We start from the raw sequence: 23,944 nt of genomic DNA, 5'->3' as shown, positions 1-23,944 counted from the left end.
AGATTAGTATTCTTGTTAAATAAAAGTATAAAATATGTGCATTGTTACAGAGATTATCCTATGGCCCTCGATCAAATTTGGAAACAACAACTCACCCTGGTGAGCTACGGAAATGAGTTCTTTGCACAACGTTTAGACATTAAACAATGGGTGCAACATCAAGTTTTTAATCAACATCAACTTGCATTTCGTGACTTGCACAATCAACATTTGCTTGCTCAACACTTTCAAATTTGGCTAGAAGCATTGAAACAACAAGGTGTGAGCCGAATTAGCTTGCATCATGCGAGTCTGTTAGAAAAAGAGCAAAATCCAAATAGTAATGTAGAATTACTACCTATTTCACATTTTATTGTTAGCCATCATGGCCAGAAAAAAATAGCCTGGATCTTTGGTCAAGAACTTGCAGAATGGTATCTTGCCGAAGAAAATTATACATTCCCACCCTTACAACAATCGCAATTACGTCACGAAACCTATTGGCGATTTGAGCTCAACCCCAAATTATCCAAACTAGTCGATCAAGATCTAAACACTCCAAACTGGGATGATATTGAAGCCTATACCGAGTTTGAGCTATTCGAAAACAAATGCGCACAAGGTTTTAGCGCACCAGAACAGACAGAAATGCCTTACTTTGGCATTACCGATCATGCCATGCAATCCTTAGAATATGAACAGTACTTACCCTTACTCCCGAATCACTTGCCTGCAACATATGCCCATCAGACCCTGTATCGACTCGAAGCACTCTCAGAATATATACAAACTAAAATCAACCATCCATACGATGAGCAAGGTGAAATCCTAAGCCCCGAAATACAAATGAACTTACGCCATTTCTCACAAAAAGTTGATGAAATTACCGCAAAATTCATTGTAAAAGTTGCCAATCACTATACCACTGCGCAACTGAGTGTTAAATCTAAGCCATCGCCTTTTGATCCTGAGCCACAAGCACAAGTCGCAATCAATCCTCGGACTGAAATGCCGTATGCACAACAATCACCAAATACAAATAAAGTAAGTAAATTTAATGTACTGACTTTAATCATCATCACCTTGGCCATTTGCTTAGCTGCCTATTATTGGGGGCTATAACATCGCAGAGATCAGTTTGAGATTCTCATGACGCAAAATATTCGGTAATAAGCTGCGCTCTTTAGTTGCAGTTTATTACCCCAATGCGAGTTTAAGTGATTTCTAATACTGTAAAATCTAGATGAGCCATTGATAACAAATAATATTTAGACCATCAGCATAATCAGAAGCATCGCTTTGATCGGTTTTTTTCGCGCCTAATTTTTCATAGAACAAGCAACTTGGATTTCGATCAAACACCTCAAGCTGAACTTGATGATAATCAAATGCTTTACAGAGTGTAAAAGCCAGTTGCAGCATTGCTGTGCCAATGCCTTGACCTTGGCTTTTCTTCAACAAATAGAGTGCTTTGATCTCTGCAACATTTTGATTAGGAATCAGATAAACATCCATAAAGCCTTGAATCTGCTCCTCTTCTTCACACACCCAAACTTGATGATGACCATCTTTCATAACGTACTGCCAAATTTGCTGACACTTGGCAAAATCATGCGCATCCAAAATCGCAGGACGAATGATCCCCTGATAGCTTTCCATCCAACTTTTCACATGCACCTGTGCAATCGCATCAATATCGGCATGATTTGCAATTCTAATCATCAAAATCCTCTTTTTATTCTTGATATGATATTGATAAAACGAGTCTTAATAGAAAGATGCTTGAATATTACAAATCGATCATATCTAAGCCGATATAGCGCTTCAAGAGGTGATACTTCATAAATAATCAAATGCTTATTAAGCTTGGAAATTTAAATGAATTAAATCAATTCGGGCAAAATTTTCTTATTTCACCCAACATTGTTTAGGCATAAAAAAGACCGCAACAGCGGCCTTCTTAACAAGCAGTTTCATCAAATCAGAGCAACTTCACTCGTGCCTGCATTAAAGCAAAGCCAAGCAAATTCAAACCCTTCCAGTGCAAGGGCTGCTTTGCATCTGCATGATCTGCAGCAAGGCCTATCCCCCAAATTTTATCAACGGGTGATGCCTCAACTAAAACTTGAGTCTCCGTCCCGATTAAAAACTGCTTAAGCAAGGAATTCTGAGAGAACTTTGCACAATTACCTTGTACAACAATGTCAAAGCGCTGCTGCTGCCAAATGACATCATCATAGCCCTTCACTAAACGCCCCAAAGCCTTCATCTGCTTAGGATCAGCAGAAGCAATAATCTGTTGAAAAATTTCAGTATCTTTAAATAATTCTGCTTTTTTAGCCATCATAAACTGTTCAGCTGACTGGTATTGAATACCGTCCACTTCGAATATCGATGGAAACCATTGACTCAGGCAGCTCTGATCGACAGCCATTTTGTTCTTTGGGGTGTGTCCCCAAAAGCACAAATAGTTAAACGATTTCCCCTGCTGCACTTGGTTTTGTAAATCGGTTAAATAATTTATATCGTTCATATTTTTAAAACTCTATCTTAAGCTTAAGTCCTTAGACTTAATCAAATTGTTGTAGGTAATCTTGAATCTGCTGTCGAGACTTCATTTGAATAAATTTAATGTGTTGCAATTCAGGAGCCCGCATTATGCTCAGATATTTTTACGATTTTTCTGATGTATTTTAAGCAATCAACCTGCAATCTATTCGAAACAAAACCATAAAAAACAAAAAAGACCGCAAATGCGGTCTTCTTTAAATCAACTTAGCTTATGCAGCTAATGCGCTTTTCGCTTTTTCAGCGATAGCAGCAAATGCAACTGCATCATGCATAGCGATGTCAGCAAGAACGCGACGATCGATGATGATTTGTGCTTTTTTCAAACCAGAAATCATACGGCTGTATGATAAACCGTTTAAACGCGCACCAGCGTTGATACGAGCAATCCATAGAGCACGGAATTGACGTTTCTTTTGACGACGGTCACGGTAAGCGTATTGACCCGCTTTGATTACCGCTTGGAACGCTACGCGATAAACGCGCGAACGTGCACCGTAGTAACCTTTAGCGCGAGCAAGAATTTTTTTATGACGGCGATGAGCCTGTACACCACGTTTTACACGAGCCATTTATAATCTCCTTAGATGTATGGGCACATACGACGAACTGAAGCCACGTCACTGACGTGAACCATTACACAGCCGCGCAATTGACGAATACGTTTAGCAGATTTTTTGGTCAAAATGTGGCGTTTAAATGCTTGTTTACGCTTGAAACCGTTTGCAGTCGCTTTGAAACGTTTAGCTGCACCACGGCGAGTTTTTAACTTAGCCATAACAACCTCTTTAATCACCTGTTCGGCACGTGTGCACCATTGCAACAACGACCTGCAGGTAAGGAAGGCAGCATTCTAAATCATTCCAGTACAAAACGAAAGCATTAACGTGGATTTTCCTTCAGCTTTGCTCCGAATAATAGATGACGAAATCAACATATAGTATTGCTCGACACTCAACCTGCTCAAACAAAGCCTAGAACAGCAAAGTAAATAAAAATATAACGGCCTGTTTTAGCGATGCTTACCATCAATAAAAAACGATAAAAGTTTTCTTTCAGCAGGCCTGCAACCAACGTGATTGGATCACCAATAATCGGCACCCAACTGAGCAGCAAGGACCAATAACCATATTTTTGATAGATCACCTCTGCTTTGGCCATTTTGACCGCAGAGATTGGAAACCATTTACGATCTTTGAATTGTTCTATTTTAATACCAAAGTACCAATTTACGCAGGAACCTAAAATATTCCCTACACTCGCAAAAGCAATCAACCCAAATATCGAGTATTTATTTTGTAGCAATAAACCAACCAATACCGCTTCTGATTGTAATGGCAGTAAGGTTGCAGCGCCAAAGGCTGAGATAAAAAGCAGTAGATAAGCCATATCAGAGAGAATTACGTTTAATCTGCCTAGACAGATAGATAGCCATTGAAAATATAAATGGCAACAAATAAATGCCCCAGTAGGTCAGTTGACTACGAACAAACCTTTGCAAGCCTGTGAGTTGATCACGCCCCTCTGCAACTGCAGCCCAATCAATATACAAATGATGATAGCTGTAGTTTAAAAGCACCTGTATGAACGCAATCAGGCTAACCAATACTATTGTCAATTTGAGTGAGTTTTGCAATTTTCTTTGAAGCCCTGCAAAGAGTAATGAAAAAATTAAATTACTAAGCGACATAAATAACAATACAAGTAAACCAACTTGGTCAACTGCATAGGCATCCTGCATTAGGCTACACAATATGGCTGAAGCAGTGAGTAGACTCAATGCAATTATCCAATGTCTAAAAAATATTTTCTTCATAACACTGGGGATTCGCCCACGTCAAAATGCACATTGGATTCGTCGGAAAAGTACGCTTTTCTGAGAGCAACTCAAATAAAAAACAATAACTTAAGTCAATCAAAGCTGAATCGATAATGCTTTTTGCACTGCTGGTCGCGCAGTCAACCTCTCAACGTATTCTTTAATATAAGGATAGTCTTCTAACTGAATTTGTTGCCACTCATGTCTTAACACCCAAGGTAATATTGCCATATCAGCAATCGAGTAACTTCCTGCGACATACTTCTGCCCAATCAATTGTTGATTCAGTACCTTATACAGGCGCTTGGTTTCATTCACATAGCGTTCAGTCGCATAGGCAATGCGTTCAGGTGCAAACTTACTAAAATGATGATTTTGCCCTAACATTGGACCAAAACCACCCATTTGCCACATTAACCACTGCTCAACCTCAACGCGGTCTTGCTCATCTGTCGGATAAAACAAAGCTGTTTTGCGACCAAGATATTGTAAGATTGCACCTGATTCAAAAACTGAAATGGCCTCACCATTCGGTCCATCTTGATCAACAATGGCTGGAATTTTATTATTTGGGGATATTTTTAGAAAGTCAGGTTGAAACTGGTCATTTTCAAGAATATTGATCGGGAAAATTTGATATTCCAATTCCATTTCTTCTAAAGCAATCGTAATTTTCTGCCCATTGGGTGTACCCCAATAATATAAATCAATCATTTTAGATCCTTCGTCACTTGGAATTATTTGCAATATTCAACTTTATTTTAGAGAAATTTAAAAGATAAAGCTGCTCTGAAGTATGCACTTTTTCAGCATCTATATGTTATCAATCTCAAAACAGCATTAAAACTAAAAACTTTTATAAGAATGCAGCCATAAAAAAAAGCACTGCATGGAGCAGTGCTTTTTTGCGGAATGGGATTACTTTTTCTTTTTAGGTCCAAGTAACATACCCATTTGACGACCTTCCATTTTCGGTGCTTGTTCAACTACACCAAATTCAGCAACATCTGCTTCAATTTTCTGTAATTGTGCCAGACCCAACTGTTGATGTGCCATCTCACGACCACGGAAGCGTAAAGTAATTTTTACTTTATTACCCTCTTCCAAGAAACGCTGAATAGCACGCAGCTTCACATTGTAATCACCGATATCTGTACCGGGACGCAACTTAATCTCTTTGACTTGTACTTGATGCTGCTTCTTTTTTGCATCTTTTTGCTTTTGTTTCAGATCAAATAGATGTTTATTGAAGTCCATAATTTTACAAACAGGTGGTTCTGCATTAGCAACAATCTCAACAAGATCAAGCTCAACTTCTTCTGCAGCACGCAAGGCTTCGCTTAATAAAACGATTCCTTTCTGTTCTCCATCTGCACCAACGAGACGTACTTCTTTCGCACGAATCTCGTCATTTAGTGCAGGACGATTGCTTTTAGCACCTTGTTGTTGGTTACGATCAGGCTGTTTAATCTTTCTTACTCCACAATATACCGGCCACGTTCGGCTACGGCTGCTTTCACTAAGTCAATAAAGGCATCAATTGACATAGTCCCTAAATTTGTTCCTGAGCGGGTACGCACATTCACGGTACCATCCTCAACTTCTCGATCACCAAGGACCAATAAGTAAGGAACACGCTCTAAAGTACGCTCACGAATCTTAAAGCCGATTTTCTCATTTCTCAAGTCTGAAATGGCACGAATTCCACTTTCTTTGAGTTTTGCAACCACTTGCTCGCAAGCAACTGCCTGAGAATCGGTAATATTCATGACACATGCTTGGATTGGTGCCAACCATGGTGGCATAAATCCTGCGTAATGTTCAATAAGTATACCAATAAATCGTTCAAAACTACCAAGAATTGCGCGATGTAACATGATTGGATAATCACGATCATTGTCTTCAGTGACATAACTCGCGTCTAAACGTTCTGGCATATTCGGATCACATTGGATCGTACCACATTGCCAAACCCGACCGAGACAGTCTTTTAAAGAGAATTCAATTTTCGGACCATAGAATGCACCCTCACCTGGTTGTAATTCCCAAGGTAAGCCCGCTGCATCCAATGCATCAGCTAAAGCTTTTTCTGCGGTATCCCACATTTCTTCGCTACCTACACGTTTTTCAGGACGTGTAGACAATTTCATTTGCACTTCTTCAAAGCCGAAGTCTTTATACACATCTAAAGTCAGTTGGATAAATTTAGAAACTTCTTCAGCAATTTGCGCTGTGGTACAAAAAATATGTGCATCATCTTGGGTAAAACCACGTACACGCATAATACCGTGTAAAGAACCAGATGGCTCATTACGATGACAAGAACCAAATTCAGCTAAGCGAATTGGGAGTTCACGGTAAGATTTTAAGCCTTGGTTAAATACCTGTACATGACACGGGCAGTTCATTGGTTTGACGGCATATTCACGACTTTCTGAGTGGGTCGTAAACATGTTTTCAGCATAGTTTGCCGCATGTCCCGATTTTTTCCACAAGCTGATATCAACGACTTGCGGAGTACGAATTTCTTGGTAACCATTCTCATTTTGCACTTGACGCATATATTGCTCAAGTACCTGATAAATAGTCCAACCATTCGGATGCCAGAACACCATACCTGGTGCTTCTTCTTGCATATGGAAGAGATCTAAGGCTTTACCAATCTTACGGTGATCGCGCTTTTCAGCTTCTTCAATACGTTTGATATATGCCGTCAGCTCTTTTTTGTCTGCCCATGCTGTACCATAAATACGTTGTAACTGTTCGTTTTTCGCATCACCGCGCCAGTATGCGCCTGAAATTTTAGTCAACTTAAATGATTTTAAAAACTTAGTATTCGGTACGTGCGGACCACGGCACATATCCAAATAATCTTGATGGTAGTACAAGCCCAATTCTGTTTCTTCTGGCATGTCAGCAATCAAGCGTAACTTATATTCTTCGCCACGTGCGGTAAATTCTTCAATCACCAATTCACGCGGTGTCATTTTTTTGATGACCTCATAATCTTGGTCAATCAATTTTTTCATACGTGCTTCAATTGCAGCCATATCATCCAAAGTGAATGGCTCAGGTGTCCAGATATCGTAATAGAAACCATCTTCAATGACTGGTCCAATTACCATTTTCGCTTCTGGGAACAACTGTTTTACCGCATGTCCGACCAAATGCGCGCAAGAGTGACGGATAATTTCCACCCCGTCTTGATCTTTTGGTGTAATAATTTGTAGGCTCGCATCTTCAGTGATCATGTCGCTGGCATCGACTAATTGACCATTCACGCGTCCTGCAACCGTATTCTTTGCAAGGCCTGGCCCTATACTTTGAGCCACTTCTAAAACGGAAACTGCTTGGTCGAAACTTTTTTGGTCGCCATTTGGCAATGTAATAATCGGCATAAAAAATCCTTAAGGAGTGATGCCCCATACTGAAGAGCATATCACCGCGAGATTATGATCGAGGATCTACCTCAAGATAAAATCGGTGGGAAATAAATAAATTAGGTGTAAAATTTTACACCTTAAAAGAAGATTAATAAACCTTTGTCTCAGTTTTAAAAATTAGGATCACGCATAAAGCGTTAATTAGGTTATAAAGAATATCAAATTAAAAACAATAACAGTCATTTAAGTAAAGAAATTGAATAAAATTTTATCAAAGTACTGCTCACCTAAGCTTGAATAAACCGCGCTTAAATTGGCATATATGCAATAAAAACCAAACAATCCTCATAAGATAAATTACAGTCAGACCAACCCCAGTCTCAATAGACCTTTATCTACATCTGTATCTGCAAGCTATTCATGATGCTGTAAAATTACGCCACTAGGCCTAGGTTAATCACTTAATAAATATATAAAAAATATATAAAACCAATTCAACTGTATCAGCCTAATCGCTTTGTTTTAATACGATATATACATTACATAAAAGATGATTGTTTTTACTTTGACTGTCGCTATAAAGCAGCAAAGCACCTCCTAGCAGCAGTCCCGATCCAGTAATACCGTGGTCTATCCAACTATTTTCCAAAATAAAGCGCGACTAAAGCATAAATGCAATCTGTTGTGATAATTTATATCTTCTAAAACAGTGTGCTTAAAAAAATTAAATGGAGTTAATAAAATGAGCGCTTATGATGAGCTTATCCGCACCCCTGCCAACTTTGTGGCCTTAACACCGCTGCGTTACTTAGAACGTGCAGCCTATATTTACCCACACCAAGATGCGATTGTGCATGGCCAGCGCCATATCAGTTGGCAACACAGCTATCGTCGCTGTCGCCAGTTTGCCCATCAGCTTCAACAGCTTGGTATTCAAAAAAATGATACGGTTTCGGTCTTATTACCGAATATTCCGGCGATGATCGAAGCCCATTTCGCTGTCCCGATGGCTGGTGCCGTACTCAACACACTTAATACTCGGCTAGATGCTAAAACGCTAGGATTTATGCTTGAACATGCTGAAACCAAAGTACTTTTGGTCGATCCTGAATTTGCAGCTGTCGCACAGGAGGCGATTCGTCTAGCACCTCAACAGATTATTGTCATTGATGTCGCAGATGTTGAGTATGAACACAATGATACGAGCCCACGCATTGGCCAGATCGAATATGAAGATTGGTTGGCTGCTGGAGACCCTGATTTTGACTGGCATCTCCCGCAAGATGAATGGGATGCGATTAGTTTAAATTACACTTCTGGCACCACTGGCAATCCAAAAGGTGTGGTCTATCATCATCGTGGTGCCTACCTCAATGCTGCCAGTAATATTTTGGCTTGCGGTATGAAACCACGCGCGACATATCTCTGGACTTTGCCTTTATTTCATTGTAATGGTTGGTGTTTTGCTTGGAGTATTGCAGCCAATGGCGGTACCAACATTTGCTTAAGAAAAGTCGATCCAGGCTTGGTCTATCAACTGATTGACCAATATAACGTTGATTATTTCTGTGGTGCACCGATTGTTTTGTCAATGTTAATTAACACCCCGAAAGCTCAACAGATTCAATTTAAACATCGTGTCGAAGTCATGGTGGCCGGTGCAGCACCACCTGCTGCAATTATTGAAGGCATGCATCATATTGGTATTCATGTGAATCATGTCTATGGTCTGACTGAAACCTATGGCCCATCTGGGCTATGTGCAACTCAAGCGGGTTGGAGCGAATTGTCAATTCAAGAACAAGCCCAACTGCACTCACGTCAAGGCGTGCCGTATCCTCTGCAAGATGCCATGCGTGTGCTTGATCCTGATACCATGCAACCAGTTCCAAATGATGGTGTCACCATGGGTGAAATCATGTTTAGAGGTAATATCGTCATGAAGGGGTATTTAAAGAACCCCGAAGCAACCGCAGAAGCTTTTAAGGGCGGATGGTTCCACAGTGGAGACTTGGCTGTGTGCCAACCCGATGGCTATGCCAAAATTATGGACCGTTCCAAAGATATTATTATTTCTGGGGGCGAAAACATTTCATCTTTAGAAATTGAAGAGGTGCTCTACACCCATCCCGCGATCATGACTGCAGCTGTGGTGGCAAAACCTGATATGCGTTGGCAGGAAGTTCCTTGTGCCTTTATTGAACTCAAACCAGAAAGTAATGTGACCCCCGAGGAAATCATTGAATTCTGTAAAATACATTTGGCACGCTATAAAGTACCCAAAGATGTGATTCTCATGGAAATCCCCAAAACATCGACTGGAAAATTACAGAAATTTATCTTGCGAGAATGGGCAAAACAACACGCTGAAGCAGAAAGCTAATTTTGGCCAAGTTCTTCTCAACCCATCAACCTGTCAAATAAAAGCCGCTGTCTTGGTATCAAAGACAGCGGCTTTTTATCATACAATGAGTCGGTAAAATCGATCACTTTACCGATTCATTATCAACAGCTTAATCTATTCATTTACTTGGTGTTTTCAGAAATCAAAGCCACTTGTTGTACATAGTTAAATAGCTTTAATTTTGATGCTTCAAGCTCTTCAGCAGAAACTTGCTGCTTCACATCACGCTCAATGCGCAACAAATGCTGACGCAGTGGATGTCTTTCTGAAGCCTTGTGCATTTTGGTGAATTCATTAATCGCAGGATCGCCCTGAGCAATCATACGATCCACCCAACGCTGTAATTGTGCGGTTTTTTTCGCACCTTGTTGCGGGGTTAAATAAGATAAAATGACTGTTTCATCTTCATTACGCAGGAGTTTACCAATTCGGAGGAACTGACGGCGGCGCGCTTCAAACGAACTAATCTGCTGCACTTCTAACAATGCATCAATTAAACGCTCTTCCACTGGAAGATTCTGGATTTGTTTTTTAGGAAGGTCAGCCAATTGCTCACCCAATGCGGCCATACGCTGCACTGCTTTCTTTTGTTCCGTTTTACTTGCACGCCCTTCTAAAGAATCAAAGTCATCTTCAGTGAAACGTTGCGTTCGTCGTGCCACGATTATTCTGCCTCATAAAATTTTGCTGCGAACAGTGCTTGAACTTCGGACAAAGCTTGATCTTCGTCTACCCCGTCAATCACCAATCTTAATGTCGTACCTTTGCCTGCACCTAACATCAATAAAGAAAGAATATTTTTGGCATCCACCAACTTATCCCCTTTCCCTATTTGAATTGAAGCACGGAACTTGGTCGTTACTTCAATTAGTTTACCCGATGCGCGCGCATGCAATCCCAATTTGTTGATTACATCTATAGTGGTGTCAATCATGCCAGTGCTTCATTTCTCTATGTAAAACTTGAACCGGCCAGTCCGCCATAAGCGCTTTTGTTAACCGATCCACCATATAAACAGAACGATGTTGACCACCTGTACATCCAATTGACACCGTCACATAATGACGATGACCTTCTGAAAAAGTAGGCAACCATTTTAATAACAACTGATAAATATCTTCAAACATATCGTTAGCAAGCACATTTTCAGACAAGAACTCACGCACGGGCGCGTCCAAACCTGAATATTTGCGCAATGCTAAATCCCAATGTGGATTGGGCAAATGTCGCACATCAAAAATAAAATCGGCATCCAATGGAACACCATATTTATAACCAAATGACTGTAAAATCAGAATTAAGTTATCCGACTGCCCCAACTTAGACAATAAGATATCTTTTAAGTCATGCACACTTTTATCGGTGGTATCAATTTGCACCGTTGCTTTGAGTTTGATCGGGAGCAATAAGGTTTTTTCTTCCTGAATGCACTCATTTAAACTCTGGCAACGGATCGCCAATGGATATGGGCGACGCGATGCACTAAAACGCGAAAACAATTCTTGATCATTGGTGGTCAAATAAATGACATCCACAGATCCATGTTTCTGGAGCTGCTCGAACACCCGATCAAAGCCTTGTAAATCCTCTTGGGTGCTCCTCACATCAACACCCAAAGCCAATTGTTCAAGATTGTTTTCTTTGTCTAGTTTTTCAACGATTTCAGGAAGCAATACCAAAGGTAAATTATCGATACAGTAATAACCCAAGTCCTCAAGCACCTGCAAAGCAGAGGACTTGCCTGAACCAGATTGTCCTGTCACGATAAGTATACGTTTCATGGCATGGCATTCCTTAAAACAATTTATGGTTGAATGTACTTAAGCTGTAGATTATCAATCAAACGCGTGTTACCGAGCTTCGCTGCGACAAACAATACAATATCTTTATCGAACTGTTCAACATTTTCTAGCATCGGTGTTCTTGCTTCTACATAGTCAACTTCAAAGCCGACTTCGCTCAGCGCATTGCGTAAATCTGCCAACACCTTAACCAAAGCTTCGCCTTGATGCAAATGCTGCTCAGCCAATTTTAAATTTTGATAAATGTTTGGGGCAACTTTACGTTGCTCCTCACTCAAATAAGCATTGCGTGAACTCAACGCCAAACCGTCTTCAGCCCGAGTGATCTCCACACCAATCACTTCAACAGGCATGTTTAAATCACGCACCATTTGTGTAATAACGGCCAACTGCTGAAAATCTTTCTGGCCAAAAAAAGCATAATTGGGCTGAACCATATTAAACAATTTAGTCACCACCACCGCCACACCATCAAAATGGCCTGGACGTTGTAAACCACACAGATCATTGGTGATTTGAGCAACACTAATATTGGTCAAGCGTTGATGCTGACCATACATTTGTTCAACAGAAGGTGCGAACAATACGTCACAGCCCGCTTCTGCAAGCAAATGACTATCTTGCTCTAAGGTCCGTGGATAACTTTCAAAATCTTCATTTGGCCCAAACTGAATTGGATTAACGAAAATACTCACCACGACCACATCACATAAGTTTCGTGCTTCACGGACTAAATTTAAATGTCCTTGATGCAGATTCCCCATGGTCGGCACAAAACCAATGATTTTACGTGCTGAACGCGCAGTTTGCAGCGAAGCAGACAAACCCTGGATGCTGGTTTCCATTTTCATGATTACAAGTCGCCTTGAAAACTATGTTGTTGAGTTGGGAAATTCTGTGCCAAGACTTCGCTATGAAAAGCCTTGAATGCATCTTGAATTGCCGTCGCTCCAGATTGATCTTGCATAAAATTACGTACGAATTTTGCCACATGACCTGCATTTAGCCCAAGCATATCTTGAACCACCAAAACTTGGCCATCAGTATCGACACCCGCACCAATCCCAATGACTGGAATTTGTGGGAACAATGCAGCGACTTCTTTGCCCAACTGCGCTGGAACACACTCAAGTAATAACATTGCAGCACCGGCATCAACCACGGCCTGACAATCGGCAATCAGTTGATCCGCCGCTTCACGGGTTTTACCTTGGACTTTATAGCCACCAAAGACATGTACCGATTGCGGTGTAAGCCCTAGGTGAACACAGACAGGCACACCATTGCGAGTCAATACTTGAATGACATCGGCCAACCACGCACCACCTTCAATTTTGATCATCTGCGCACCGGCTTGCATCACCGTTCGCGCATTTTCAATCGTCTGCTCAAGGGTTGCATAAGCCAGAAATGGTAAATCAGTCATAACGAATGCATGCTGATTGCCACGACGTACCGCAGCGGTATGATAAGCCATATCTGCCACAGTTACGGGCAAGGTAGAGTCATGCCCCTGGATCACCATACCCAAAGAGTCGCCCACTAAAATAGAATCAATTTCAGCAAGTTCCATTGCTTTCGCCATGCTGGCGTCATAGCAGGTTAAACATGAAATCTTACGCCCCTGCTGTTTGAATTGTCTTAAATCACTGAGACTAATCATGATGATATTCCTCTATTTCCGCGAGTTCCTTGACACATTACAGATCAAAATTTACCCAAGATGAATCTGCAAGCACAGTTAAGGTTGATTGCTGCACCAATGCAAGTGCTTGCAAACATTGACCCTGAATTTGAAGTGTAGCGTCCAAATCTAAAAGCGGAACCACTACAAAATCGCGCTCCATAATACCAACATGCGGTACAGTCAGTCGCTCATTTTGAATATTTTTTTCACCATACAGTAAAAGATCAAGATCCAAAGTCCGCTCACCCCAATGGCGCAAGCGTACTCGGCCCGCTTCTTGCTCAAAACCTTGCAAAATATCAAGTAATTCTAATGGTGCGAGCGCTGTTTCCAGTTGAGCCACAGCATTCACATAATGTGGCTGATCTTGAGGTCCCATGGGCGGGCTTTGATAAAGCTTGGAAACTTTAACGGGTCCGAGTGCTGCCAACTTTTGTACAGCCTCGACCAGTATTTGCTGAGAATCACCTAAGTTACTTCCCAGCCCAATATAACTTAACACGGTCATTGTGTTGGTCCAAAAACCACTTGTGTTAAGTCACGTTGTACCCGTTTTCTTTTTAGAATGGGGTGATCATGATCAATACCAGCCGCAGCTTTTGGCGTATCAGCCCGTGAATTATCACGACTACGGAAGTTATCTGCCAAACTGGCTGGATCGTTATTGGTTCGCGGTTTACGCGAACGGCGATTGCGAACGGGCGTTTCTTTCACCAACGGTTCGATCTGGGCAACTTCAGCATGTACAGGCGCATTCACATTATTTTTAGCGTTGTCCGTATCTGCTGCTTTGCGACGGGTTTTCGCGCGCTGACGATTGTAGGCACTAATGGCCTTCTCTTTTTCGTCATAACCCATATTTTGGTAAGCATCCCACCAACTGCCCATACCTTGTGTGGTGTTATCACCTGACTTTTCACGTAACAGTAAAAAGTCAAAGCCCGCTCTAAAACGCGCATGGCCAGATAACGCCTCGATTTGCTGTGGTTTTGGATTGAGCAAACGACTTTGCATTTCCCAAACTTCACGAATAAAGGTTTCAGCAAAGCGTGGAATAATAGTCCGTGTTGCTTGGCGCTTAAGCACGTCCAAACCCGCTTGAGCACGTGCTTCAGCAGGTACAACACCTTTATTTTGATAGAACTCAACACGCTGTAAGAATGGTTCCCATAGCAAGACGGCATAAAAGAACGCCGGATTGATGGTTTTCCCAACTTGGATACGCTGATCGGTATTTTGTGCAGCACGGTCAATAAACGCAGAAAGTTGCGGTGGAATGTCTGCAAACAATTGTTTCCAAATACCGAACTCGATGAGCATCGGCAATACGCGATACAAATGCCCCATGGTAAAGAGTTTTTGTGACTCATCATAAAGGCGATGTGGTGACACATCACGCAGCAGCTGGGTCATTTCTTCGGTAAAGATATCCAAAATGCTTGGATCAATATTAAAATTTAGTTTTGCTGCAAAACGTAAAGTACGCAGCATACGGACAGGATCTTCTTCAAAACGTAGTAACGGTTCACCGAGTAAGCGTAAAGTTTTCTTTTTAATATCACTTATGGCATCACAAAAATCCAATACTACGGCTTTATGCGGCTGATAATACATGGCATTAATGGAGAAATCTCGTCGAGAGAAATCTTGTTCAATGGTTCCCCAGTTATTGTCTCGTAAAATCATACCCGAAGCAGAAGTGACCGCTTTTTTAGGTGGCGCTCGAAAAGTCGCCACCTCAACCAATTCACGGCCTGAATAGACATGAGCCAATTCGAATCGACGACCAATGATGCGACAACGTCGCCCAAAGACTTCTTTGACTTGTGAAGGCGTCGCGTTGGTAACAGCATCAAAATCCTTTGGATTCAATCCCAACATAAGATCACGCACACCACCACCGACAATATATGCCTCGTAGCCTGCTCGGGTTAAACTGTCAATAACATCTAAAATGTAAGAAGGTAATTGAGCGGTGGATAAACCACACTTAGACGCGTGCAAAGTTTGCAAAAGACGCTGTCTCCTACGTCATAACGTAAAAAAATAATTGCGTTCATCATATATCTAACGCAATCAAAGGGCAATTTGATTCTATAAATCTCAGTTTTAAATTTTAGTTGTTAATGATTCATGTGAAGATTACAAGAAGGTATCTGACTGACTTTTTGGATTACAAAGCTAATTGTGTTCGGTTTTTTTCAAACGTTTGCTCACCAATGCCTTTTACATTTTTAAGCTCTTCAATCTTTTGAAAAGGTCCATGCTGCTGGCGGTAATCAATAATTGCTTGGGCTTTTTTCGCCCCGATGCCTTTCAATTGTTGTAACTGCTCAACTGAATCGGTGTTGAGATGCACCTGCAGCATTGCGGTCACAGCTGGCTCTCGCTCCATTGTTGTTGACGAGGGAAGAGTACGACTTGCCGGTGTTACTGCTGGTGCAGTTGGCGGTTGTGCTGAATCTGCTGTTGAGGGAGGCTGCTTCGTGGAGAGATTTTGTAAACGTTGATCTTGCGCCACTTGTGCAGCTTTCCAGTCGGCATAGTCCTGATCAAAAGTTTGTGCCACAACCATTTGACTGAGACCCAAACAGCAGTACAGCAGCCTGCCCACGATTGAAACCCATTTCAAACTGAGCATGCATACCTCCCAACCTCATACTTGAATCACGACAATGTCGATTGTTTTAGAAATAGCTTAGCCTGATCCCACAGTGCATCCATTTCCGCCAAGCTCATGTCTTCAATTTGCTTATTTTGCTGTAACGCTTGATCTTCAATATATGCAAAACGTTGCTTAAACTTATGGATGGTGCCTTGCAAAGCCGTTTCACTACAAAGGTTGAGTTTACGACCGACATTAATCAATGAAAATAGGCAATCGCCCAGTTCATCTTGCATTTCATCTGTTTGTTGCGACTGACAGGCTTGCTTAAATTCTTCCAGCTCTTCCTCTAATTTGCTGTAGGCATCCGCAACATTGGCAAAATCAAAACCGACTTTCACCACACTTTCTTGAATGGCCTGCGCTTGGACAATTGCAGGCCCAGGCTTAACCACCGCCAAGCGTGATTGAAGCTGCGGTTGCTGTGCGCGTTGATCCGCTCGCTCTTGTTGCTTAATCTGCTGCCACAGTGCAGATACTTGTTCAGTGGTGAGTGTTTCGAATTCTTCTGCCTGAAAAACATGAGGATGCCGACGAATCAATTTATCGGTTAGGGTTTGCACCACATCATTAAAATCAAAAGCACCTTGTTCTCGATACATCTCGGCCTGAAACACCACTTGCAATAACAGATCGCCCAGCTCTTCACGTACATGCTGCACCTCTCCTGCATGTACGGCTTCCGCAACTTCATACGCTTCTTCAATGGCGTATGGGGTTAGTGATTGCGGTGTCTGCGCTTGATCCCACGGGCACTTTTCACGTAATTGCTGCATGACATCAAGGAGCTTCTCAATACCCATTATTTCAATCCTCTATTCCCTATTTCTGGCCAATTAAATTGTGTCGATCACAGTGAATCAGTCGTGATAGCACTGGCAGCAGTATAGGGCATAGAAACTGAAAAATCGGCTTGTCAGCTATATTGTAAATATGTTTTATTACTAAAATAATTAAGAAAACTGAGAAAAATAATGACCAACAGCATCTTCATTAGTGGCGCAGCACAAGGCATTGGTGCCGCCATTGCAAAACTATTTTATCAACGTGGCTATCGTGTTGGTATTTATGACATTAACCAAACATTAGCAGCCAACCTAGCCAAACATCTTGGGCCACGTGCACGTGCAGGCTTACTTGATGTCTGCGACTATGCGCAGTGGCAAAGCACTTTAGCAGAATTTGCAATTTGGGCGGGTGAACTCAATATTTTAGTTAACAATGCTGGGGTCTTATATTCTGGACCGTTTGAGCAAACTGAAATCACAGCCCATCAACGCACGCTACAAATTAATGTCACAGGCGTGATCAACGGCTGCCATGCTGCACTGCCTTGGCTCAAAAAAGCGTCACATGCACAAATCATTAACCTTTCATCCGCATCTGCGATTTATGGGCAAGCCGATCTCGCCTCTTATTCAGCCAGTAAGTTTGCTGTGCGCGGATTAACTGAAGCACTGAACATCGAGTGGAAAAAGTACGGTATTCGAGTGCTTGATGTTATGCCGCTCTTCGTACAAACAGCGATGGTACAAGACATGCAAGCCGCCAGTATCGACAATATCGGTATCAACCTCACGGCTGAAGATGTTGCACAACACATTCTCAAAGTTGCTTTAAGCAAAGACCATCGCCTCGCTGCAACCCATCATCCGATTGGGCTAAAAACCCATTTGCTTTACCATCTGTCTGCACATAGCCCACAATTTCTCAACCGCTGGGCCAATCTACAGCTCAGCAAAAGTAAGTTGCCAGCGCGATAACCCACTCTAATTCACGCTGCAACATATCAGTTTCACTGAGTGAAGCAGACAAGACAATCAATCGGCTGAGTAAGCATAAAAAAGGCTGTCTTCAATAGACAGCCTTTTTGCAACCACCGAGCAACCACATCTTGCTCATCGGTATCGCTTAGTTCCCCTGAACCAGTCGACGTGCACTAATAATACCTGGTTGTTGCTCTAAACGTGCCAACAAACGGGATAACTGCGCCAAACCTTTGACCTCAATCAACAACTTCATATTGGCAATTCCATCTGCTTCTGAGATGGTATTGACCTGTCGAATATTGATTTGATCGGAAAAAATCACTTGGGTAAGGTCTTTGAGTAAGCCACGACGGTCATAGGCTTCCACCACAATCTGTACGCTTTGACCACGGGTTGGCTGCATTTCCCAATCGGCTTCAACTGCCCGCTCAGGTTCCTGATTAATCATACGAATATAATCAGGACAGATCACTTTATGGATGCTTACGCCACGATTTAAGGTGATATAGCCCGCAATCGATTCCCCATGTACTGGTTGACAACATTGCGCCACATTGAGCTCCACATTATCAAGACCATCAATCAAAATCCCATGTGCTGACAAGGTATGACTGGCACGTGGATTTAACGTCGGCTTAAGGACTAACTCAGGCTCATCTTGATCGAGATGCATGTGTCTGTTTACTTGATTCATCAAGGCATGCAGACTAATGTCACCACTGACCAACGCCACCAAAATATCTTCACCATTTTTCACATTAAAGTGAGCACAGTAATCGCTTAAATCGATACTTTTCGGGTGAATCGCCAAACGCGAAAGCTCTTTACTGAGGAGTTCGCGTCCAACTTCTAAATTTTGACTGCGATCTTGTTGTCTAAACCAATGTCTCAGTTTGTCACGCGCACGTGCTGTTTTAATATAACCCAGTGAATTGACCAACCAATCACGATTTGGTGCGCGATCTTTTTTGGTTAAAATCTCAACCTGCTCACCGGTTTTTAAGGTATAGGTCAGTGGTACATAGCGCTGATTGACGCGCGCGGCATAGCACTTGTTCCCAACTTCGGTATGCACATGATAAGCAAAGTCTAAAACAGTTGATCCGAGTGGAAGCTCTTTAATGTCGCCATCACGACTAAACACATAGATCTTTTCAAATCCTGCAAAGTCTTGGATACGCTCAAAATCTTCACTTTCATCTTCTTTATGCGCACTGCTTTCATTACGTTCTTGATAGTTTTCCAACACAGAACGCAGCGAGTGCAAACGATGATTAAAGGAATAATCGGTGTTCTTCGCACCTTCTTTGTAATTGAAATGCGAACAGACACCGAGTTCAGCCTCTTCGTGCATTTCATAGGTACGAATTTGAATTTCGAGTGATTTACTCTCAGCAATTACTGCGGTATGCAACGAGCGATAACCATTCGGCTTGGGATTGGTAATATAATCATCGAATTGGTTGGGAATATGTCGCCAAATCTGATGTGCGATGCCCAAAGCGTGATAACACTCAGGAACACATTTCACCAAAACTCGAACCGCACGAATATCATAAAGCTGATCGAAACTTAGATTTTTACTCTTCATTTTTCGATAGATCGAATAAATATGCTTTACCCGACCCGTGATATCGGCTTCGATTCCCAATGAAGACAATTCAACTCTGAGTTTCTCCACCACAAACTGAATGTACTGTTCACGCTCTAAGCGTTTTTCATTGAGCAGGGTGGCGATTTCTTTATAACGTTCTGGTGCCAGAAAACGAAAGGCTAAATCTTCGAGTTCCCATTTCAGCTGTGCAATACCCAGACGATGCGCCAAAGGTGAATAAATCGTTAAAATCTCTCGGGCAACGCGTTCTTGTCGCTCCTTTGGTGAATGTGCAAGCTCACGCAAAGCAAATGTTCGTTCCGCGAGTTTGATCAGTACAACACGTACATCTTCCGTCACTGAAATCAGCATTTTATAAATGCCGGATAAATGTTCGCGCTGATTATTATTAAAGTGATCTTCTAAGCGTTTGTTTTTTTCAATAAGTTCAGAAAGCTTCCCCATGGCCAAGGTGCCCTTGACCAAATTGTAAACCTGATCGCCAAACTTCAGTTTGATCTCATCTAAGCTGGTCAGTTCCTCACGCACACTACGATACAACAATGCAGCAGACAAAGTATCTTCGTCAACATGGAGATGGGCCAATATGTCCGCCATCCCAAGACCTGTTGCAAAGGTATTGTTACGATAGCGTCCAGAGAAACTAAGCTCTTTTTGCAACACCAATTGCGCAACTTCGGCCAACTGCTCTAACTTTGCACCGTCTAAAATGACACTAACCCGATCCAACCAAGAAACCAAACCTTGTTGCGCTTCATCGGCATGTTCTACAGTCGTTTCATCTGCCAACTCACTGAGTCGTGCAGGTAACAGCTCACGTACTGTAACCATACCCTTCTCCTCTCAAGCAAATATTCATTCCGCTCTCCATTTTAATCGATGAGCGCTAATTTTTTTCAAATAAAGCAATGGATTCGACATGTTCAGTATGTGTAAACATATCCATTACGCCTGCCTGTTTTAACACATACCCATACTTGGCTAAAATACCAGCATCACGCGCCAAGGTTGCAGGATTACATGAAACGTAAACTATTTTCCGTGCACCAAAACGAGGTAGATACTGCATGACCTGTTCTGCACCCGCGCGAGGCGGATCTATTAATAATGCATCAAACCCTTGATTTGCCCAAGGTTTCTGTGAAAAATCTTTTGTTAAATCTTGTGCGTGAAATGTAACATTAGTGATATTATTTTTCTGTGCATTTTCTGTACCTCGCTGCACCATCGCATCACTTCCTTCAACCGCCACCACTCGGCCCTGTGGCCCAACCCGTCGTGCTAAAGCCAGTGAAAAGTTACCCAAACCACAAAATAAGTCTAAAACGGATTGACCTTGTTCTAGCGCAAGCAACTCACATGCCAGATTGACCATTTTGACATTTATCTCTGCGTTTACTTGAATAAAGTCAGTTGGGTGAAAACCAAATACTAAATCTTCACTGTCAAAACGATAATGCAAACGACTGGCCGCTTCAGGCTGATCAACGCGATGCACTGAATCACTTGCGGCTGGTTGCAAATACAGCTGCCATTGCCGTTCAAGCGCAAACTCACGCAACTTTAAAAGATCTGATTGAGAAAGCGCTGCGGTATGGCGTACCAATAATGCAATCTCTGAGTGGCCTTTCACCAGCTCAATATGACCAATATCTGCCCTTCCATCTAAACCCTGCAACAATGCATGTAAAGCTGGCAAATGCTGATCCAGTGCAATATCCAACACTTTACAAGTTTGAATCGCTATCAATTGATTGCTTTGTGCTTCTCGAAAACCCATAACAAGTTTCTGTTTCTTCGGTAAATAGCGCACACCAATACGCGCCTTATGCCGGTAATCAGAACGTGTAGTACGCAAAGCTGGCAGCCAGCTTGTTGGCATAATGCCAGCAAAATGTTGTAAATGAGATTGCAGCATTTCTTGCTTAAGCTGAATTTGCTGATCTGGATGAATATGTTGCAGACTACAGCCACCACATTCAGCGAAATGCGGACACATCGGTTCTGTACGCTGTGGACTTGGTGCACTCATCAATTCAATTTGTTGTGCTTGTTCAAACTTAGCACTTTGATGGGTTAGCTGAGCACGCACAATCTCACCAGGTAAGGCATTGCTAATGAAAACTTTTTTCCCATGCTTTTCAGTGGGGTGTGACGGGTCTGTCCCATAGTGTGCGATACCGCGACCTTCGTGGGAAAGACGTTCAACTTGAAAAACATAATGGGGTAATGCAGATGTTGGAGCTTTGAAGCGACGTTTCAAAATTCGACCTAATCAGAGAGGGCCAGAAAAATCTGACGCTGTAAACGCAGTGTGCTGCGACGTCTCGCGCCAAGACTGTAAAAAATCTTGTTGCTGAGGTTGTGTTTGTAAGTAAGTAATCGTGGCTTCAATCCATAAGCGATGGTCTTCACTCAGCATTTGGCCTTTTAACAAGCTCCAACGCAAATAGATCAACCATGTATTTAAGACATCACCTTCACAGTAACTACTCAGTTCGAGCCATTGCTGATGTTTCACATAGTCAGGAATAAAGTAACCAGAAACCCCACGCTTACCCGGATAGCCAAGTAAGTGCGCAACATCATCAAGCTTTTGAAAATGGCGACCATTAAACATGGCCATCACATCCATTAAATCAACATGACGATGGTGGTAGCGATTTTGGTAGTTATTATAGCGTTTCTGCTGATCAATTTCACCTTGATCAAACAAACTTGGCGCTGACAAGCCATGATACATCGCACGGAATAAGATTACAGGTAAATCAAACTGCGAACCATTCCAACTGACTAAAGTCGGATGACGTTTATCAAAAATAGATAAAAACTTGCTTAGAATTTCTGCTTCGCTCCATTGCGCTTGGCTGAATGAAAACAGGCGCATACCACCATTTTCATCGATCCATAAGCCTGAGATACAGACAATTTCGTGCAGCGGCAAGCGCTGAAAATCCATACCTGACTCTTGGCGACGCAACTTGGTCAAAGCCTGTTCTAAATCGGCTTGTTCTAGATCTAGCCCATATAAATGCGCGCCCGATTTCAAATCGGTCAGCGTCTCAATATCAAACACTAAAACTGGCAGGCGCATAGCGCAGACGTACTCCCAAGTTACCTGACTTCAATTCTGTTGGTTCTATTGAACGTTCAAGACGCCAATACAATCTTCAATTCAATACTAAACCAAAGCGTCAACTTAGTCTTCAACCGAAAACAGACCTGTTGATAAATAACGATCGCCGCGATCACATACAATGCACACAATGACAGCATTTGGATTTTGTTCAGCAATACGTAACGAGGCCCAAACCGCACCACCCGATGATGTTCCAGCACTAATGCCTTCTTGGCGTGCCAATTGACGCATGGTTTTTTCAGCTTCAATTTGCGGAATATCTAAAGTTTGATCCACACGGCTACGCTCAAAAATAGATGGCAAATAGGCTTCTGGCCAACGACGAATCCCCGCAATGCTGGCGCCATCTTCAGGCTGTAGGCCAATCACTTGAATATCTGGGTTTTGTTCTTTTAAATATTTAGACACCCCCATGATGGTGCCTGTGGTTCCCATTGAACTGACAAAATGGGTGATTTTACCGCCCGTTTCCGCCCAAATTTCAGGACCCGTAGTGAGATAATGCGCTTCAACATTGTCTGGATTGCCAAACTGATTCAGCACAAAGCCTTGTCCATTTTGTTGCATCTCAAGTGCAAGGTCGCGCGCACCTTCCATGCCTTGTTGTTTGGTCACTTCAATCAATTCAGCCCCATAAGCACGCATCGCATCTTTGCGTTCTTGGCTCATGTTGTCTGGCATGATCAATTTCATTTTATAGCCACGCATGGCTGCAACCATCGCCAATGCAATACCGGTATTGCCACTAGTGGCTTCAATCAAGGTATCCCCAGGCTTTATTTCACCGCGCTTTTCCGCTTGCATAATCATGTTATATGCTGGACGATCTTTCACAGAACCAGCTGGATTATTTCCTTCTAGCTTCGCCAATACGGTTGCTTGAGTATGGCTGGCCAAGCGCTGCAAACGAACTAAAGGGGTTTTTCCAACATAATCATCAAGTTTAAATTGGTCAGTTGAAAAATCTGGTGAAATATGGCGCATGGTATCAACCTTGAACGAGGTGCCGCTATTGTATGAAAAAATAACCCAAGCTGCACCCATTTCATCGCTTTTTAATCTGACCGTTTAAAGCACCATCATTTTTTCTAAAGCATGTTAATATGCGCGGCAT

Annotated in this window: 25 protein-coding genes; 3 read left to right on the top strand and 22 right to left on the bottom strand. The window is 42.2% G+C overall.

Going from position 1 to position 23,944, the window contains the following annotated elements; genetic code table 11:
• Positions 1–60 precede the first annotated feature (60 nt).
• Positions 61–1,101: a hypothetical protein gene (locus FD716_RS03375; RefSeq protein ID WP_139850957.1), complete on the top strand. Its 1,041-nt coding sequence runs from the start codon at positions 61–63 to the stop codon at positions 1,099–1,101.
• Positions 1,102–1,218: 117 nt separating this feature from the next.
• Here FD716_RS03375 and FD716_RS03370 read toward each other — a convergent pair whose 3' ends face one another.
• From FD716_RS03370 to thrS, 9 genes are all read right to left on the bottom strand, one after another.
• A complete protein-coding gene (locus FD716_RS03370) occupies positions 1,219–1,701 on the bottom strand; it encodes a GNAT family N-acetyltransferase (protein WP_139850956.1) in 483 nt (160 codons plus the stop codon).
• Positions 1,702–1,960: 259 nt separating this feature from the next.
• Positions 1,961–2,512 carry an NADAR family protein gene (locus FD716_RS03365; RefSeq protein WP_139850955.1) on the bottom strand — a complete coding sequence of 184 codons (552 nt, stop codon included), beginning with the start codon at positions 2,510–2,512 and terminating at the stop codon, positions 1,961–1,963.
• A gap of 247 nt (positions 2,513–2,759) precedes the next feature.
• The gene (gene rplT / locus FD716_RS03360; protein ID WP_086189120.1) at positions 2,760–3,119 is read right to left on the bottom strand and encodes a 50S ribosomal protein L20; all 360 of its coding nucleotides are present in this window, start codon (positions 3,117–3,119) and stop codon (positions 2,760–2,762) included.
• Between the two features lie 11 nt (positions 3,120–3,130).
• Positions 3,131–3,325 carry a 50S ribosomal protein L35 gene (rpmI, locus tag FD716_RS03355; RefSeq protein ID WP_001096359.1) on the bottom strand — a complete coding sequence of 65 codons (195 nt, stop codon included), beginning with the start codon at positions 3,323–3,325 and terminating at the stop codon, positions 3,131–3,133.
• Positions 3,326–3,510: 185 nt separating this feature from the next.
• Positions 3,511–3,936, bottom strand: coding sequence for a YqaA family protein (locus tag FD716_RS03350; RefSeq protein WP_139850954.1), 426 nt, complete (start codon positions 3,934–3,936; stop codon positions 3,511–3,513).
• 1 nt (position 3,937) lies between these two features.
• Positions 3,938–4,288 carry a hypothetical protein gene (locus tag FD716_RS03345; RefSeq protein WP_139850953.1) on the bottom strand — a complete coding sequence of 117 codons (351 nt, stop codon included), beginning with the start codon at positions 4,286–4,288 and terminating at the stop codon, positions 3,938–3,940.
• Positions 4,289–4,462: 174 nt separating this feature from the next.
• Entirely contained in the window at positions 4,463–5,080 is a 618-nt protein-coding gene (locus tag FD716_RS03340; RefSeq protein ID WP_139850952.1) for a glutathione S-transferase N-terminal domain-containing protein, read from the bottom strand.
• Between the two features lie 204 nt (positions 5,081–5,284).
• Complete coding sequence (gene infC, locus FD716_RS03335; RefSeq protein ID WP_139850951.1) at positions 5,285–5,836, bottom strand: translation initiation factor IF-3; 552 nt, start codon at positions 5,834–5,836, stop codon at positions 5,285–5,287.
• A 5-nt stretch (positions 5,837–5,841) separates the two neighbouring features.
• Positions 5,842–7,764 (bottom strand): threonine--tRNA ligase, encoded by a 1,923-nt coding sequence (thrS, locus tag FD716_RS03330; RefSeq protein WP_139850950.1) that lies wholly within the window; start codon positions 7,762–7,764, stop codon positions 5,842–5,844.
• A gap of 727 nt (positions 7,765–8,491) precedes the next feature.
• Between thrS and FD716_RS03325 the strand changes: the two genes are divergently transcribed.
• Complete coding sequence (locus tag FD716_RS03325; RefSeq protein WP_139850949.1) at positions 8,492–10,132, top strand: acyl-CoA synthetase; 1,641 nt, start codon at positions 8,492–8,494, stop codon at positions 10,130–10,132.
• Positions 10,133–10,275: 143 nt separating this feature from the next.
• Here the strand turns inward: FD716_RS03325 and yjgA are convergent, their stop codons facing one another.
• The 9 genes from yjgA to mazG form a co-directional block, all read right to left on the bottom strand.
• Positions 10,276–10,815: a ribosome biogenesis factor YjgA gene (gene yjgA / locus FD716_RS03320; protein ID WP_139850948.1), complete on the bottom strand. Its 540-nt coding sequence runs from the start codon at positions 10,813–10,815 to the stop codon at positions 10,276–10,278.
• Positions 10,816–10,817: 2 nt separating this feature from the next.
• Positions 10,818–11,087: an HPr family phosphocarrier protein gene (locus FD716_RS03315; protein WP_139850947.1), complete on the bottom strand. Its 270-nt coding sequence runs from the start codon at positions 11,085–11,087 to the stop codon at positions 10,818–10,820.
• Positions 11,080–11,934, bottom strand: a complete 855-nt coding sequence (rapZ, locus tag FD716_RS03310) for an RNase adapter RapZ (RefSeq protein WP_139850946.1) — start codon at positions 11,932–11,934, stop codon at positions 11,080–11,082. Before rapZ ends, FD716_RS03315 begins: the two co-directional genes overlap by 8 nt.
• Positions 11,935–11,957: 23 nt before the next feature.
• On the bottom strand, positions 11,958–12,806 hold the full coding sequence (gene panC / locus FD716_RS03305; RefSeq protein ID WP_139850945.1) for a pantoate--beta-alanine ligase: 849 nt from the start codon (positions 12,804–12,806) through the stop codon (positions 11,958–11,960).
• Between the two features lie 2 nt (positions 12,807–12,808).
• Positions 12,809–13,618 (bottom strand): 3-methyl-2-oxobutanoate hydroxymethyltransferase, encoded by an 810-nt coding sequence (gene panB / locus FD716_RS03300; RefSeq protein WP_139850944.1) that lies wholly within the window; start codon positions 13,616–13,618, stop codon positions 12,809–12,811.
• Between the two features lie 37 nt (positions 13,619–13,655).
• Positions 13,656–14,150: a 2-amino-4-hydroxy-6-hydroxymethyldihydropteridine diphosphokinase gene (gene folK / locus FD716_RS03295; protein WP_139850943.1), complete on the bottom strand. Its 495-nt coding sequence runs from the start codon at positions 14,148–14,150 to the stop codon at positions 13,656–13,658.
• Entirely contained in the window at positions 14,147–15,655 is a 1,509-nt protein-coding gene (gene pcnB / locus FD716_RS03290; RefSeq protein WP_139850942.1) for a polynucleotide adenylyltransferase PcnB, read from the bottom strand. Before pcnB ends, folK begins: the two co-directional genes overlap by 4 nt.
• A 160-nt stretch (positions 15,656–15,815) precedes the next feature.
• Positions 15,816–16,283, bottom strand: coding sequence for a ComEA family DNA-binding protein (locus FD716_RS03285; RefSeq protein WP_139850941.1), 468 nt, complete (start codon positions 16,281–16,283; stop codon positions 15,816–15,818).
• Between the two features lie 26 nt (positions 16,284–16,309).
• Positions 16,310–17,104 (bottom strand): nucleoside triphosphate pyrophosphohydrolase, encoded by a 795-nt coding sequence (gene mazG / locus FD716_RS03280; protein WP_139853599.1) that lies wholly within the window; start codon positions 17,102–17,104, stop codon positions 16,310–16,312.
• Between the two features lie 177 nt (positions 17,105–17,281).
• On the opposite strand from mazG, the gene FD716_RS03275 reads away from it, so the two are divergent.
• The gene (locus FD716_RS03275) at positions 17,282–18,070 is read left to right on the top strand and encodes an SDR family oxidoreductase (RefSeq protein ID WP_139850940.1); all 789 of its coding nucleotides are present in this window, start codon (positions 17,282–17,284) and stop codon (positions 18,068–18,070) included.
• Between the two features lie 148 nt (positions 18,071–18,218).
• On the opposite strand, the gene FD716_RS03270 is transcribed toward FD716_RS03275, so the two are convergent.
• The 4 genes from FD716_RS03270 to cysM form a co-directional block, all read right to left on the bottom strand.
• The gene (locus FD716_RS03270) at positions 18,219–20,522 is read right to left on the bottom strand and encodes a RelA/SpoT family protein (protein WP_139850939.1); all 2,304 of its coding nucleotides are present in this window, start codon (positions 20,520–20,522) and stop codon (positions 18,219–18,221) included.
• A 55-nt stretch (positions 20,523–20,577) separates the two neighbouring features.
• On the bottom strand, positions 20,578–21,954 hold the full coding sequence (gene rlmD / locus FD716_RS03265; RefSeq protein ID WP_139850938.1) for a 23S rRNA (uracil(1939)-C(5))-methyltransferase RlmD: 1,377 nt from the start codon (positions 21,952–21,954) through the stop codon (positions 20,578–20,580).
• Between the two features lie 12 nt (positions 21,955–21,966).
• Positions 21,967–22,785 (bottom strand): 3'-5' exonuclease, encoded by an 819-nt coding sequence (locus FD716_RS03260; RefSeq protein WP_139850937.1) that lies wholly within the window; start codon positions 22,783–22,785, stop codon positions 21,967–21,969.
• Positions 22,786–22,890: 105 nt separating this feature from the next.
• Positions 22,891–23,814: a cysteine synthase CysM gene (cysM, locus tag FD716_RS03255; protein ID WP_139850936.1), complete on the bottom strand. Its 924-nt coding sequence runs from the start codon at positions 23,812–23,814 to the stop codon at positions 22,891–22,893.
• Between the last annotated feature and the right edge of the window lie 130 nt (positions 23,815–23,944).

The sequence above is a fragment of the Acinetobacter pullicarnis genome (assembly GCF_006352475.1).
Lineage (GTDB): Bacteria > Pseudomonadota > Gammaproteobacteria > Pseudomonadales > Moraxellaceae > Acinetobacter > Acinetobacter pullicarnis.
Note: the sequence above shows the minus strand (reverse complement) of the source record. Positions and strands in the feature narration are given on the sequence as shown.

Bases quoted from the DNA above. Each gene is read 5' to 3' on its own strand.
- FD716_RS03345 (WP_139850953.1), bottom strand. From the start codon at position 4,288: ATGCAGGATGCCTATGCAGTTGACCAAGTTGGTTTACTTGTATTGTTA.
- FD716_RS03315 (WP_139850947.1), bottom strand. From the start codon at position 11,087: ATGATTGACACCACTATAGATGTAATCAACAAATTGGGATTGCATGCG.
- rpmI (WP_001096359.1), bottom strand. From the start codon at position 3,325: ATGGCTAAGTTAAAAACTCGCCGTGGTGCAGCTAAACGTTTCAAAGCG.
- rplT (WP_086189120.1), bottom strand. From the start codon at position 3,119: ATGGCTCGTGTAAAACGTGGTGTACAGGCTCATCGCCGTCATAAAAAA.
- FD716_RS03275 (WP_139850940.1), top strand. From the start codon at position 17,282: ATGACCAACAGCATCTTCATTAGTGGCGCAGCACAAGGCATTGGTGCC.
- rapZ (WP_139850946.1), bottom strand. From the start codon at position 11,934: ATGAAACGTATACTTATCGTGACAGGACAATCTGGTTCAGGCAAGTCC.
- FD716_RS03325 (WP_139850949.1), top strand. From the start codon at position 8,492: ATGAGCGCTTATGATGAGCTTATCCGCACCCCTGCCAACTTTGTGGCC.
- FD716_RS03350 (WP_139850954.1), bottom strand. From the start codon at position 3,936: ATGGCTTATCTACTGCTTTTTATCTCAGCCTTTGGCGCTGCAACCTTA.
- FD716_RS03270 (WP_139850939.1), bottom strand. From the start codon at position 20,522: ATGGTTACAGTACGTGAGCTGTTACCTGCACGACTCAGTGAGTTGGCA.
- folK (WP_139850943.1), bottom strand. From the start codon at position 14,150: ATGACCGTGTTAAGTTATATTGGGCTGGGAAGTAACTTAGGTGATTCT.
- FD716_RS03260 (WP_139850937.1), bottom strand. From the start codon at position 22,785: ATGCGCCTGCCAGTTTTAGTGTTTGATATTGAGACGCTGACCGATTTG.
- panC (WP_139850945.1), bottom strand. From the start codon at position 12,806: ATGAAAATGGAAACCAGCATCCAGGGTTTGTCTGCTTCGCTGCAAACT.
- cysM (WP_139850936.1), bottom strand. From the start codon at position 23,814: ATGCGCCATATTTCACCAGATTTTTCAACTGACCAATTTAAACTTGAT.
- FD716_RS03340 (WP_139850952.1), bottom strand. From the start codon at position 5,080: ATGATTGATTTATATTATTGGGGTACACCCAATGGGCAGAAAATTACG.
- FD716_RS03365 (WP_139850955.1), bottom strand. From the start codon at position 2,512: ATGAACGATATAAATTATTTAACCGATTTACAAAACCAAGTGCAGCAG.
- thrS (WP_139850950.1), bottom strand. From the start codon at position 7,764: ATGCCGATTATTACATTGCCAAATGGCGACCAAAAAAGTTTCGACCAA.
- FD716_RS03370 (WP_139850956.1), bottom strand. From the start codon at position 1,701: ATGATTAGAATTGCAAATCATGCCGATATTGATGCGATTGCACAGGTG.
- panB (WP_139850944.1), bottom strand. From the start codon at position 13,618: ATGATTAGTCTCAGTGATTTAAGACAATTCAAACAGCAGGGGCGTAAG.
- FD716_RS03285 (WP_139850941.1), bottom strand. From the start codon at position 16,283: ATGCTCAGTTTGAAATGGGTTTCAATCGTGGGCAGGCTGCTGTACTGC.
- FD716_RS03375 (WP_139850957.1), top strand. From the start codon at position 61: ATGGCCCTCGATCAAATTTGGAAACAACAACTCACCCTGGTGAGCTAC.